Annotated in this window: 12 protein-coding genes; 8 read left to right on the top strand and 4 right to left on the bottom strand. The window is 40.1% G+C overall.

Features of this window, described 5'->3' with window-relative positions; translation table 11 throughout:
* Positions 1–46 precede the first annotated feature (46 nt).
* Positions 47–1048: a tRNA (adenosine(37)-N6)-threonylcarbamoyltransferase complex transferase subunit TsaD gene (gene tsaD / locus A9970_RS14715; protein WP_182982828.1), complete on the top strand. Its 1002-nt coding sequence runs from the start codon at positions 47–49 to the stop codon at positions 1046–1048.
* Between the two features lie 68 nt (positions 1049–1116).
* On the opposite strand, the gene A9970_RS14710 is transcribed toward tsaD, so the two are convergent.
* Positions 1117–1938, bottom strand: coding sequence for a hypothetical protein (locus A9970_RS14710; protein WP_182982827.1), 822 nt, complete (start codon positions 1936–1938; stop codon positions 1117–1119).
* A gap of 72 nt (positions 1939–2010) precedes the next feature.
* Here A9970_RS14710 and A9970_RS14705 point away from each other — a divergent pair, with 72 nt between their 5' ends.
* Together A9970_RS14705 and A9970_RS14700 are read left to right on the top strand one after the other, a co-directional pair.
* The gene (locus tag A9970_RS14705) at positions 2011–2919 is read left to right on the top strand and encodes an energy transducer TonB (protein WP_088160411.1); all 909 of its coding nucleotides are present in this window, start codon (positions 2011–2013) and stop codon (positions 2917–2919) included.
* A gap of 100 nt (positions 2920–3019) precedes the next feature.
* Positions 3020–3556, top strand: a complete 537-nt coding sequence (locus tag A9970_RS14700; RefSeq protein WP_088160412.1) for a hypothetical protein — start codon at positions 3020–3022, stop codon at positions 3554–3556.
* 187 nt (positions 3557–3743) lie between these two features.
* On the opposite strand, the gene A9970_RS14695 is transcribed toward A9970_RS14700, so the two are convergent.
* The 3 genes from A9970_RS14695 to aspS all read right to left on the bottom strand — a co-directional run bounded on the left by A9970_RS14695 (position 3744) and on the right by aspS (position 8189).
* Positions 3744–4880 carry an acyltransferase gene (locus A9970_RS14695; protein WP_182329973.1) on the bottom strand — a complete coding sequence of 379 codons (1137 nt, stop codon included), beginning with the start codon at positions 4878–4880 and terminating at the stop codon, positions 3744–3746.
* A gap of 72 nt (positions 4881–4952) precedes the next feature.
* Entirely contained in the window at positions 4953–6341 is a 1389-nt protein-coding gene (locus A9970_RS14690; protein ID WP_153846541.1) for a LutB/LldF family L-lactate oxidation iron-sulfur protein, read from the bottom strand.
* Positions 6342–6437: 96 nt separating this feature from the next.
* Positions 6438–8189 (bottom strand): aspartate--tRNA ligase, encoded by a 1752-nt coding sequence (gene aspS / locus A9970_RS14685; RefSeq protein ID WP_153846542.1) that lies wholly within the window; start codon positions 8187–8189, stop codon positions 6438–6440.
* Between the two features lie 435 nt (positions 8190–8624).
* Here aspS and mraZ point away from each other — a divergent pair, with 435 nt between their 5' ends.
* The 5 genes from mraZ to A9970_RS14660 are packed head-to-tail and all read left to right on the top strand — an operon-like array spanning position 8625 to position 14020.
* The gene (mraZ, locus tag A9970_RS14680; protein WP_159731836.1) at positions 8625–9086 is read left to right on the top strand and encodes a division/cell wall cluster transcriptional repressor MraZ; all 462 of its coding nucleotides are present in this window, start codon (positions 8625–8627) and stop codon (positions 9084–9086) included.
* Positions 9087–9090: 4 nt separating this feature from the next.
* Complete coding sequence (gene rsmH / locus A9970_RS14675) at positions 9091–10005, top strand: 16S rRNA (cytosine(1402)-N(4))-methyltransferase RsmH (protein ID WP_153846544.1); 915 nt, start codon at positions 9091–9093, stop codon at positions 10003–10005.
* Between the two features lie 15 nt (positions 10006–10020).
* Positions 10021–10434 carry an FtsL-like putative cell division protein gene (locus A9970_RS14670; RefSeq protein ID WP_075991280.1) on the top strand — a complete coding sequence of 138 codons (414 nt, stop codon included), beginning with the start codon at positions 10021–10023 and terminating at the stop codon, positions 10432–10434.
* Positions 10435–10442: 8 nt separating this feature from the next.
* Complete coding sequence (locus A9970_RS14665; RefSeq protein ID WP_153846545.1) at positions 10443–12560, top strand: penicillin-binding protein; 2118 nt, start codon at positions 10443–10445, stop codon at positions 12558–12560.
* Positions 12560–14020 carry a UDP-N-acetylmuramoyl-L-alanyl-D-glutamate--2,6-diaminopimelate ligase gene (locus A9970_RS14660; RefSeq protein ID WP_182982826.1) on the top strand — a complete coding sequence of 487 codons (1461 nt, stop codon included), beginning with the start codon at positions 12560–12562 and terminating at the stop codon, positions 14018–14020. The genes A9970_RS14665 and A9970_RS14660 overlap by 1 nt, the downstream gene beginning before the upstream one ends.
* The last annotated feature ends 3 nt before the right edge of the window (positions 14021–14023 follow it).

Raw genomic sequence — 14023 nt, 5'->3', positions numbered from 1 at the left:
AATTATTTTTTTGATACTTTTGTATTAAAATTTATTACCTCAAGCTATGGCTATTATTTTAGGGATTGAATCCTCTTGTGATGAAACCTCCGCTTCTATCTGTATTAACGGTGAAATACGTTCAAATGTTATTGCAACTCAGGCAATCCACGCAAAATATGGTGGAGTGATTCCCGAGCTCGCTTCACGTGCTCATCAACAAAATATTATTCCAACGGTGGAAGAAGCCATTCGCCAAGCAAAAGTAAGCAAAAATCAAATAGATGCAGTGAGTTTTACGCGGGGACCTGGATTATTAGGTGCACTTTTGGTGGGAACATCTTTTGCTAAATCATTTGCACTTGCACAGAATATCCCTTTAATTGATATAAACCATATGCAGGCGCATATTCTGGCTCATTTTATTGAGGATCCGAAGCCTAATTTTCCATTTTTATGTCTTACTGTTTCTGGTGGTCATACACAAATTGTGTTGGTAAAGGATTATTTTGAAATGGAACTTTTGGGAGAAACATTGGATGACGCGGCAGGGGAGGCTTTTGATAAAACAGCTAAAATCCTGAATCTTCCTTATCCTGGTGGACCGCTTATTGATAAATTTGCAAAAGAAGGTAATCCGGCAGCTTATCGGCTTCCTGAACCCCAGATCCCTGGTTTAAATTTCAGCTTTTCAGGATTGAAAACCGCGATATTATATTTGGTTCAAGATCAATTGAAACAGAACCCGGATTTTCTGACCCACAATATGGCCGACTTATGTGCTAGTGTACAATCGCGTATTGTATCCATCCTGTTGAATAAACTAAAGAAAGCGGCAAAGGAGACAGGGGTAAAGGATATTGCCATCGCGGGCGGCGTTTCGGCTAATTCTGGCCTGAGACAAAGCTTAATTGAAATGGGTGAGAAATACAATTGGAGGGTGTTTATTCCAAAATTTGAATACTGCACCGACAATGCCGCGATGATTGCTATTGCAGGTTATCACAAATTTTTAAAGAAAGATTTCGTAGGACAGGACGTCGCTCCTATGGCTAGGATGCATCTGTAGTTAATACGGGTATTTGAGTTTCCCCGGGCACTATCCTTTTGTACTGGGGAAACTTAAAATGGTTTATTTTATAAGGGGGAACTGTACCCATAGGCCTGTGCCGTAGAGGTAAATAAGTTTTTCTTTGGCTGGTAAAAGTTCAGTTCATAACCCTCAGCACCCCAAAAGATACTGATAAAACTAATTCCTTGCTCAGAACGTAATACTGTTAGTATCTGAAAAGCCTCGTTGTCAAACTGACCGCCATCATCAACACGCCAAGTGCTGATATCATCGTATAAAGCCGGGAAATCCAAATTGATCAGCTGTTCATCCTTTGCGTAGGACAATACAGCTAAAGCAGAGTCTTGTTGATTTTCAAACACAGTAAGATTAAACTCGGACTGATCACTGAGGATGGCAACTGTCGTACTTTTATTAATCTTCCTATTGTATTTCTTCTCAAGCTGCTCCCTAATTTCTGGAGAAGTTTCTTTTTGAATTTTTGTAAACTTCTCAATTTTATACTGGTCTATAAAAGCTTTATTGACAAGCATACCAAATTCGCCAGATTTAATCGCATCGCTAATTTTAAATAATGAACCTTCGCTATTCGCGAAGTTCTGAGCGGTCTGTCTTCCGTTACTCTCTTTATTATCCATTTTATTTTGAACAAATTCAAGCGGACTGACCTGATTTTCCACAATGACATAATTATATTTTTCGGGACCCTCCATTGCTTGATCCATAGGAAGAGCGATTAGTGAGTCCTTTTGCTGGTTTAAAAAACCAAAATATGGCGAAATTGTCTCTTCCTTATTTTCATGCTTAATTGCAGTCTTGGATTGATTTTGATTGTTACCACAAGCATATAATGTAAGTAGAAAAATAGCTGAAAAAAGTGACTTCATAAGTATTTTGAATTTTTTTGTGAAATATAAGGCTTTCCCTCATCATAATGAAAAGATTTAAACTTTAATGTTATGATGAACTCTAAATTGAATATCTACCGCAAAGAATGGCTGGACGTTATTTTTGCTGGTCGCAACAAAATGTACGGTGCTTATGAGTTGCGAAATCTCTCTGATAAAGCAACAAATGTGGGTTTGGGAATTGTTGTTTCTTTTGCAGTTTTGCTGATCGCAGGATCCTATGCATATAATAAATATTTTAAGCAAACTGTTCCGGCCGTGATTTATACGGTACAAGATATTGGGCCCGACATGCTGGAAGAAATTCAAAAGAAGGTAGAGGAAAAAGAGGAGGTTCCTGAAGAACCTGTCATGATGCAGGAGAAAGCCCCGCAGCAGGTTGCCCAAGATGTGTCCAAATTTGATTTGGTTAGAATGCCTGATATAAAAGTGGCCAAAGCAAATCAAGTTACGGAAGAACTTGTGAGTCAGGATGAGTTGAAAAATCCCAATACAATGACCTCAAGGATCACATTGAAGGCAAGTCCATCGGGTACATATATTGCGCGTGGTGAATTTGGTTCTTCAAAAAGGGATGGTGATATTACAGGTTCTAAAGATGGTTCATTATCCGGAGGTGGAACTGATGATAATTCTAACAATACATTTACATCAGTAGAAATTATGCCAACACCTGTAGGGGGACTACCTGCGTTTATGAAGTGGATCGCCGAGAATTATAACTTTCCACAACAGGCTTTGGATCAAGGGGTATCTGGTGTTATAGAGGTTTCTTTTGTCGTTGAAAAAGATGGATCACTAACAGATATTGCTGTTAAACGTGATATGAAATTTGGTACGGGAGATGCTGCGATAAACTTATTGAAGAAAGCGAAAAAATGGAAACCTGGAGTACAAAATGGACTTAAAGTGCGTGTAGCGTATACATTACCGATCCGTTTAAGTGCTGTCTCACAATAAATGCTTCTTAACTTTATTTAACAGATCATCAATTAAACTTTCGATAGCCGAGAAGACTCTTACTGATAAATAAGTTGAAAAAGGGTACTTATTAAAAAGAATGATTGTTGGTTTTATAAAAAATAAAGAAATGAAAAAGTTGATGTTAAGTTTGGCGTTATCTGGATTGATGTTAGCCGGTTTCGCTCAAGAAAAAAAAGATGTTAAACCAGAAATGAAAGAAATGCAAACTTCCGTGCATAAACATAAAATGGGAAGAATGCACGATGGTTTTAAAAATAAAACTCCAGAGGAAGTTGCTAAGATGAAAACTGATCGCATGGATCAAAAATTGAAATTTACAGATAAACAGCGTAAAGATATCTATGCCTTTAATTTGAAGCAAGCAAAAGACCATCAAAAAATGGCTGCCGAACATCAGGAACATCGATCAAAAATGAAAAAGCAACGTGTGGCAGAACATGAAAAAATGATGGGAATGTTAACTCCAGAGCAACAAAAAACGTTAAAGGATTCCTACGCTGAAAATCGTAAAATGCACAAAGAACATTGGAAAAAAGACAGACAGCTAAAAAGAAAGGACTTTAAAAAAGGTGAAGTAACTAAAACAAATGATGCAGAGGTAAAAGCATCATAAAAATTAAACAAGGATAGTTTTCATATTAAATATTGGTGAGTGTTAGTAGAGGAGGGAACCATTGGTTTCCTCTTTCTTATTATGTAAGCTCATCCTTATTACCTAAGCTCGTCATTTATTCGAAGTGTTTTGTCTAGCTCAAGGTTACATGATTGCAAAATGCTTCGGTACTCCCATCAGGATACGCTTATTTGATAAACCTTCTTGTTATTGAATTACTATCCATCAGCTTGGTGATCAGAAAACTTAAGCTAAAACCTAGGAGCGCTATGGAGAGGATTTTCAGTGTGGCTGGAAGATTAGGAATAGTCAAGAAGATGTCTGTCAATGCTTGAACAATGATAAAATGCGCTAAGTAAATACCAAACGTGGCTGATGAAAGGCGTTTTATCCATTTAGATTCGGGTATCTTCAGTTTTTGAACGACAAGAAAAATAGAAATGGTCATCAACGCTACGTTGATATTACAGAAATACCAAATAACCTCGAGATTGGCATAATTCCCAGGATAGTACTTCTGGGTCACCAAAAAGCCAAAAAATGTGGCTAGAAATCCAACGATAAATAAAGGTAAGGCAATCGCTATGGTCTTGGTGATAGACCATTGAAAAGGATAGTTGACCAGATAATAAGCTAGCACAATATAGCCCAGAAAACCTGAAAAATAATAGAAGGTGCCAAATTCATTCCAGTTACAGACACCCCAGATTCCCATCTGCTCATAGTTGCCAGCATATCCCAATGTTGGAGCAATCATTTTTATGTATGGAATGAGGAGTGTGACCATCCAGAACGCAAGAAAATATTGAATGTCTTTTTTTGTTGCCTGATTCAACCAGCTGCCAATGATAGGTATGATTAGGTATAGACCAATTAACATGTACATATACCAAAGGGGGGTAGTATCGTAGTTAAAATTAAATATTGCTGTATAAATTTTTGTAATTGTTGCCTGCATCGTAAAATTATTCATATCGATCAAAGCACTGGGACTACTTTTAATAAAGTTCAGGTATACAAAAAAAGCTATTGGCAATACAATTGACCAAAAGATCAGTGGGACAATTATTCTTCCGATTCTCTTTTTATAAAATGTGGCCAGATCGGTTTTGACAGGAAATAGGAGTATACCTGACATCATTGCAAATAAGGGGACACAGGCGCGAACAATACTTCCCCAGAACACACCTTGGTGGAAGGTGCTGCTGTTGTCAAATGTTCCGACAAAGGCGTCGCAGCTATGGGATATGAGTACCATGAAGCAGGCAAGAATACGTAAGAAATCAATCCAGGGAAGATAAGTTTTTGTATTTTCAGAAGTCATTTGTAATGAGGTTTGGGAGCGAAGCTAACAAAAAAAGCGGCATTAGTTTGATCGACTAATGCCACTTTTTTGTTATTCTTTATTTTTTTGATGTTCTTTCCATTGTTTGGAGAAAGATTTGTCGGCCAATTTGGGTAGTTCCCGTTGATCTCCCCAGGTTTTCTGAAAGAGTTTTTTGAGAAAGAAATTTTTGAATTTCCCACCAAAGAAATCGATCAGTTTTCTGCGCATTATCCCGTAGGTGAACCATTGCCAGACTTTTTGTTCTGTTTTTGTTGCCAGACCTTGATCAACTGAATCTTTTCTGTTGACGAGAAGCATGCGCTGTATGTCAATACCAACGGGGCAGACCTCTGTACATTTTCCACAGAGTGTGGAAGCGTAGCTTAGGTGTTTAAATTCCTTCATGCCATTCAAATGTGGCGATATGAGCGATCCAATTGGGCCTTGATATGTCGTTTCATAGGTATGTCCACCGATGTTCTGATAGATTGGACATACATTCAGACAGGCGCCACAACGGATGCAGTATAAACCTTGACGTTGTTCTTTTTGCGCTAAGAGCTTGCTGCGGCCATTGTCAAGCAGTATAACATACATTTCTTCGGGGCCATCTGATTCATAAGGCTGTTTCGGCCCAGTGAGTAGCGTGTTGTATACCGTTAGATTTTGGCCCGTGCCATGTGTGGATAGGAGTGGCCAAAAGACTTCTAAATCTTGTAGGTTGGGAATGATTTTTTCTATTCCAACAACGGCAATATGTGTTTTGGGGAAGGTCGATGTCAATCGGGCGTTTCCTTCATTTTCGGTAATTGCTATACTTCCAGTTTCAGCAATTAAGAAATTGGCTCCAGTAATTCCAACTTCTGCCGATAGGTAGCGATCTCGAAGTAATTCACGGGCCTTCATTGTAAGTTGCTCCGCAGATGCATCTAGCGGTGTGTCAAATTTCTCGTGAAAAAGCTTGGCAATATCTTCCAGGCTCAAATGCATGGCCGGCGTAACAAAATGATAAGGTTTTTGATCCAGAAGCTGAATGATATACTCGCCAAGATCAGTTTCTATGGCTTCAATATTTTTGGAGGCCAGAAAATGATTAAGCTCGATCTCTTCTGTCGCCATCGATTTTGACTTTACTACAGATTTTGCTTTTTTACGTGCAATGATCGAATAGATTTCGTCCAAGGCTTCCGTCGCGTCATTTGCCCAGATTACTTTTCCGCCTCGAGCCGTGAAGTTTGCTTCAAATTGCAACAAATAGCGATCGAGATTTTCCATGACCTTCCATTTGATCAGGTTCGCCTTTATCTTGCTATTTTCAAGGTCCGCAAATTTGCTCTTGCCTTTTTCGAAAGCCATGCTGTATTTGTCGATATTGTAATTGATAATATCGCGGTGTTTGGTGTCAAATGCTTTTTGCGCACTTTCCTTAATAAACGTATTAGCGGTACTCTCTGCCATCTAATCTGCTAATTTTTCACAAAAAAAGTTGGTAAAAATTACCAACTTTTAAATATACTGTTAATAAATTGTTTCTCGAAAATCGAGTTAAATAATTTATGCTTTTATTGCAATATTCAAGCTTAGCTCGTCCAGCTGCTCTTGGTGAATGGTTGACGGTGCGTCAATCATAACATCTCTTCCCGAATTGTTTTTTGGGAATGCAATGACGTCGCGGATGGAATCTAAACCTGCCAATAAGGATACTAGTCGGTCAAAACCAAAAGCCAATCCGCCATGTGGAGGAGCACCGAAGGTGAAGGCCTCCATAAGGAACCCAAATTGTTTTTTTGCTTCTTCAGGGCTGAATCCTAAATGTTTGAACATGAGCGATTGAAGCTCTCTGTCATGGATACGGATTGATCCACCACCTACTTCTACACCGTTTAAAACAAAGTCATAGGCATTTGCTCTTACTTCTCCTGGATTGGTATCTAAAAGTGGGATATCTTCCGGTTTTGGTGAAGTGAATGGGTGGTGCATTGCATGGAAACGGCCATTTTCTTCGTCCCATTCCAATAGTGGGAAATCAACGACCCATAATGGTGCAAAGGTTTCTTTGTTGCGGAAACCAAGTTGCGACGCAACTTCGAGGCGTAATTCATTGAGTTGTTTGCGAACTCTGTCTGTTCCACCAGCCATAATTAACAATAAGTCACCAGGTTTCGCGTGAAACGCTACTGCAATTGCCGACAGTTGTTCTGGCGTGAAAAATTTATCAACGGACGACTTCACTGAACCATCTTCATTCACGCGCGCATATACCAACCCTGTTGCACCGATCTGTGGACGTTTGATAAAATCTGTCAATGCATCCAGTTGTTTTCGGGTATAATGTGCACAATTTTCCGCGTTGATACCAACTACTAATTCCGCTGCATCAAATACAGGGAAACCTTTTCCTTTGGCAACATCGTTTAGTTCAACAAACTGCATTCCGAAACGGATATCTGGTTTGTCTGATCCATAAAGGCGCATCGCATCTGCGTAAGTCATACGCGGAACAGTACCTAAGTCGATGCCTTTGATTGTTTTGAAGATATGTTTTGCAAGCCCTTCAAAGATATTTAAAACATCTTCCTGTTCTACAAAAGACATTTCACAGTCTATTTGCGTGAATTCTGGTTGACGGTCTGCACGCAAATCTTCATCACGAAAACATTTTACAATTTGAAAATAGCGATCAAAACCTGAAACCATCAATAATTGTTTGAAGGTTTGTGGGGATTGTGGTAACGCATAAAATTCTCCAGGATTCATACGGGAAGGTACGACAAAGTCGCGTGCTCCCTCTGGAGTTGATTTAATCAGATATGGGGTTTCTACTTCCAGGAAGTTTTGGGAATCAAGATAACGGCGTACCTCTTGTGAGGTCTTATGACGTAAAATAAGGTTTTCACGTACGGGGTTACGACGTAAATCGAGGTATCTGAACTTCATTCTGATGTCATCACCACCATCTGTTTCATCTTCTATTGTAAAAGGGGGTAATTTAGCGGCATTTAATATTTCAAGATTTGAAACCTTTATTTCAATATCTCCAGTGGAGATTTTAGCATTTTTATTAGAGCGTTCGATAACTTCTCCAGTTACCTTGATGACATATTCTCTTCCGAGCTCACGGGCACTTGCGCGCAAGGAAGCATCATCATCTGCATTGAACGTTAATTGTGTGATACCATATCGGTCTCTAACATCGATGAAAGTCATACCGCCCAAATCGCGCGATTTTTGAACCCATCCACTTAGGGTAACCGTTTTCCCTAAGTCAGCTAGTGTTAATTCTCCACAAGTGTGTGTTCTGTGCATATCGTTATGAAAATTATATTTGACGCAAAATTATTGGTTTTACTCGACAATAACGAATTCTGTTCAGGTTATTTGAGTAGCATTTTCCCACTTTCTTCCACATCTTTTGTTTCTGTTTTTGGTGCCTCCCACTTTGCCCCCTTTTGATAGAAAAATTGGGTAAAATTAAATTTCTAAAGAGGAAATTTTTACAATTCATTTCTGATTTTGATAAAAAAAAGAGCGAAAAATCGCGTCTCATGCAATAGCTTGTTTTATAGATAAATTGGTGTTTAACTGCTTGTAAATAAGGTTTTATGTGTATTTTTTTTAAAGTCGACTTCTGTTTGTTGTAGCTATTTGTCGATGTGGAAAACTTTTTTATGTGATAAAGTGGGGGAAAGTGGGAGAAAGTGTATACTTTTACATTTAAATTAGAATAGGATAATTGACTATATGACTCAGTTGATCGGAGAATTCGAATGCAAGCTAGACGCCAAAGGAAGGATGGTGTTGCCAGCTGCGCTCAAGAGGCAAATGCCTCATGTAGAGCGGGATGGTCTTGTAGTGAATCGCGGTTTTGAGAAACATCTGGTATTTTATCCAAGGGAAGAGTGGGATTTGATGACAGCCAAGCTGGCTAAATTGAATCAATTCGATCCCAAGGTTCGTGCGTTTGTTCGTGCTTTTACACGCGGTGCTACGGAATTGACATTGGATGCTGCGGGTCGTGTTTTGTTACCAAAAAGTTTGTTGGAATTTGCAGGTATAAGCACTGAGCTGGTTTTGGCTTGTCAGTTTAACAAGATTGAGGTTTGGTCAAAAGAAGGGTATGAGGAATTGATGGGTGAAGGCGGTGTAGAAGATATATCATCTTTGGCGGCAGAGGTAATGGGAGATATTAATTTTGGACTATAAGTGTATGGAGAATGTATATCATGTTCCGGTAATGTTACAAGAATGTATGGATGCTTTGGCTATTAAGCCGGATGGTGTCTATGTGGATGTAACTTTTGGTGGTGGTGGTCATTCTCGGGAGATTTTGAAGAGATTGGGGCCAAAAGGGAAGCTGTTTGCTTTTGATCAGGATCCGGATGCATTGGAGAATGCAATCGACGATCCTCGTTTTACATTGATACATCAAAACTTTAGATTTTTAAAGAATAGCCTTCGTTTGGAGGGGGTGCGTACTGTAGACGGTATTTTGGCGGATTTAGGTGTTTCTTCGCATCAATTTGATGCTGCTGATCGCGGGTTTTCTATCCGCTTTGACGCGGATCTGGATATGCGTATGGATCAGGTTGGCGATTTGGATGCGAAGTCGCTTTTGGCGACTTATTCGGAGGAAGATCTTCACCGCATTTTTGGGATGTATGGTGAAATCATGAATGCCAAGTCGCTTGCAAAAACAATTGTTACTGCGCGTTTGGCACAGCCGATTCAGACTGTTGCCGAATTGAAAGAGGTGATTCAACGGATGGTTCCGAAAGGTAAAGAACATAAGTATCATGCGCAGGTGTTTCAGGCGCTTCGTATAGAAGTGAATCGTGAGCTGGAAGCCTTACAGGAATTTTTGTTGCAAACAGTTGATGTGCTGCATGTTGAAGGTCGATTGGCGGTGATGTCCTATCACTCGCTGGAGGATCGTTTGGTTAAAAATTTTATGGCCAAAGGAAAATTCAAAGGGGAAGTTGAAAAGGATTTTTTTGGAAATGAAATTAAGCCATTTCATGTGTTGAGCCGTAAAGCAATTACGGCATCTGCGCAGGAGTTGGCGGTAAATAATAGATCGCGCAGTGCGAAACTGCGTATTGCTGAAAAGTTGGATTTGTCTTAAAAATGGAGCGAGAGGATGAGCAGAAATACGATAAGACAGAAAGAGTTGAGTGAGGAAGTTCAAGAGGAACTACAAGAAACTGTCGAAGAAAAGGCGGAACAAACAGAAGCGTTTATTAAAACGCTTTTTACCGTTGGAGACCTTTCGTTAAATAAAATATTGCAGTACTTGCCTTTTGGAGCCTTTATCGCCTTTCTGATGTTGTTGTATATTTCCAATCGTCATTTTGCAGAGCGAACTATTCGGAGCATCGATAAAGTGAGTAAAGAGGTTAAGGAATTGGGCTGGGATCATAAATCGCTCTCTGCTGAACTGATGAAAATGTCTACACAGACAGAAATTGCCAAACGTGTAGATTCTTTGGGATTGAAAGAGCGTGTAGAACCACCGATCAAGGTTGAAGTTATAGAGAATAAGGAAGATAAATAGGAAGAGTTATGAGTATCAGAAATACGATTCTTGTTCGTGTCTACTTTGCTTTTGGGCTTATTGTACTACTTGCGTTTTTGGTATTTGGAAAAATGACAAAGTTGCAGTATGTCGATGGAGAGCATTGGAAAGCTTTAGCGGATAGCCTTTCTATTCAGGAACGGGAGGTGGAGGCTGCTCGTGGTAATATTTATTCAAATGACGGAAGCTTATTGGCTACCTCAGTACCTGAATATGAGCTTCGTTTTGATGCAATGGCTATTCCGGAAGAGGGTGAAGAGTATTTCAATTTGAAAGTTGACTCCTTGGCTATTAAACTTGCTGATTTTTTTAAAGATAAATCATCTCGGCAGTATTTGACATTATTAAAACAGGCGCGGAATAAAAAACAGCGCTACTTGTTGCTGAAACGTAATGTGTCGCATCAGGATTTAAAACGGATAAAACAATTTCCCCTACTTAAATCTGCCCGTGTCAACAAGGAGCGTTTTCCAAGTTGTTTGATCACAGATAGGCAGAACAAACGTATTTTACCTTTTGTCAATCTCGCTGCTCGAACCATCGGTTATAAAAATGTGAAGGAAAATATTCATGTTGGACTGGAGGGAGCCTATGGTGAGTTTATCGACGGGAAAAGCGGAAAAAGATTAATGCAGCGTATTGCCGGCGGGGTATGGATTCCCGTTAATAAAGATATCGAGGTCGCTCCGGTAGATGGGTCTGATATTATCTCGACCATTGATGTGAATATGCAAGATATGGCGCAAAGGGCGCTGGAGAAGCAGATGATAACGAGTAACGCGGATGAGGGCTGTGTTGTGATGATGGAGGTGAAAACAGGAGAGGTGCGTGCGGTGGCCAATTTTATGCGTGATAAAGATGGGGTCTATCGTGAAAAGTTCAATCTTGCGATTGCGCAAAGTGCAGATCCAGGTTCAACGTTTAAGTTGGCTTCTTATTTGGCTTTGATTGATGATAAGAAAATAGACTCGAGTACAACAGTGAATATTGGTAATGGTAATTGGCCAATTTACAAGCATACCATTCGTGATTCACATGCGCCTAAGAAGTCTATAATTTCTGCGAAAAGGGCCTTTGAGGAATCGTCGAATGTGGGTGTTACTAAGTTTGTTTATCAGGCCTACAAAGATAACCCAGATCAGTTTACATCAAAACTGCATTCTTTTGGTTTTGGTAAGGCACTCGATCTACAGATTCCAGGGGAAGGTATACCCTTGGTGAAATCTTCGAAAAGTAAAAGCTGGAGTGGGTTGTCGCTGGTACAGATGGCTTACGGCTATGAAATGAAAATTACGCCATTGCAAACGTTGACATTTTATAATGCTGTCGCAAATAACGGTAAGTTGATAGCGCCGCTATTTGTTAAAGAAATTCGGCATTTAGGAAATACAATTCAAACGTTTCAAGCGAAAGTCATTAACGAAAAGATCGCCTCGGATCATGCTTTAGCAGAGGTGCGGGGAATGATGGAAGGTGTTATGACTGAAGGGACAGGTAGAAGTGTTGCCAGTCCATTGTATAGTTCTGGTGGTAAAACAGGTACAGCGCAGATGGCTGATGGCTCGAGAGGGTACGGTGCTAGACGATATCAATCTTCATTCGCCGGGTATTTTCCGGCGGAAGATCCAAAATATTCCATTATTGTGGTGATTCGTAACCCGAGAAATGGATATTATGGTGGATCTGTTGCCGGGCCTGTATTTAAAGAACTTGCCGATATGGTTTATGCTAATGATATGGAGATGGAGGGGAAAAAGACCTTTAAAGCAGTGAATGTGGGTGGGCGAATGCCATTGACTTTACAGGGATCGAAAGAAGCAAGTAAAAAGGTCTACGATAGGTTGGGGATTAATACCGTGAATTGGGATACGATTGCGCGGGGAGAGGTGGATACCTCGACACGAGGCGTACCATTCATAGATTTAAAATATAAAGAAGGAATTGTTCCGAATGTTGTCGGAATGGGATTGATGGATGCTTTATATGTTGTGGAGAATGCAGGATTTAAAGCGCACGTGACAGGAAAAGGAAGAGTAGGAATACAGTCGTTAGCTGCAGGACAGAAACTGGCTTTTGGAACGGCGATAAATTTAGAACTTAAGTAATGATGGATTTAAAAAAAGTATTGCATGCTATCCCTGTACAGCAGGTTGTAGGGAACCTTGAAGAGGTCGATGTGCACTCTTTGTGCTTTGATTCCAGAAAAGTGGAGTTGGGAAGTTTGTTTATTGCAGTGCGGGGTGTTCAAACAGATGGTCACTTGTTTGTAGACAAGGCAATTACTTCCGGAGCAAGAGCCGTTATTGTAGAAGAGTTACCAAAAGAGACATTAGACTCTGTCGCCTATATCTTAGTGGCCGATTCTGCTTATGCTTTGGGTGTAGCTGCTGCTAATTTCTACGGAAATCCTTCGGAACAGCTGAAACTGGTCGGTGTGACTGGAACAAATGGTAAAACGACAGTAGCTACATTGTTGTTTCAGCTGTTTACTGAGTTGGGCTACCATGTAGGCCTATTATCTACGGTGCAAAACCAGATTGGGACAAAGATTATACCAGCCACACACACAACACCAGACCCTATTCAATTGAATAAATTGTTACGGGATATGGTTGATGATGGCTGTGACTATGCATTTATGGAGGTTAGTTCACATGCTGTCGTTCAGGAACGTATTGCAGGCTTGGTGTTTGCGGGCACAATATTCACGAATATTACGCATGATCACCTGGATTTTCATAAAACTTTTGATAACTATATTAAAGCGAAAAAGAAGTTTTTTGATGATTTAGATGCGAATGCTTTTGCTTTGACGAATGCTGACGATAGAAATGGTCAGGTTATGCTTCAAAATACAGTGGCACACCGGAAAAGCTATGGCTTACGTTCCGGTGCAGATTTTAAAGCAAAGGTGATCGAAAGCCATTTCGATGGTATGTTGATGAGTGTTGACGGACAGGAAGTATGGGTGAAATTGATCGGCGATTTCAATGCATATAACCTTTTGGCGGTTTATGCTACCGCTATCTTGCTTGAGCAGGAAACGGTGAAAGTGTTGACCGCACTCAGTAACTTGAAGGGGGCAGAGGGACGATTTGAAACGATGAAATCGGCTTCGGGTGTTTTTGGGATCGTAGACTACGCGCATACACCTGATGCGGTTGAAAATGTGTTGAAGACCATAAGTTCATTGCGACGTCCAGAGCAAAAAATCATCACGGTGTTAGGATGCGGAGGCGATCGGGATAAGACCAAGAGACCTGAAATGGCAGAGGCGGCTCTGCGTTATAGTGATCGTTTTTTAATTACATCTGATAATCCGCGTACGGAAGATCCTTATCAGATTATTAGAGATATTGAGGCTGGTGTGGCAGCAGACCAGAAGGCGAAGACGCTTTCTATAGCTGATCGTAAGGAAGCTATACGGACGGCATATCAGCTGGCTAATCCCGGGGATATTATCCTAGTGGCAGGAAAAGGGCATGAGAAATATCAGGATGTAAATGGTGTAAAGCATCATTTTGATGATAAAGAAGTTTTAGAGAATACATTTAACGAACAATAGAAA

Source organism: Sphingobacterium sp. UME9 (genome assembly GCF_014170215.1).
GTDB lineage: Bacteria > Bacteroidota > Bacteroidia > Sphingobacteriales > Sphingobacteriaceae > Sphingobacterium > Sphingobacterium paramultivorum.
The sequence above is the reverse complement of the archived record's forward strand: the minus strand, read 5'-3'. Positions and strand labels throughout refer to the sequence as shown.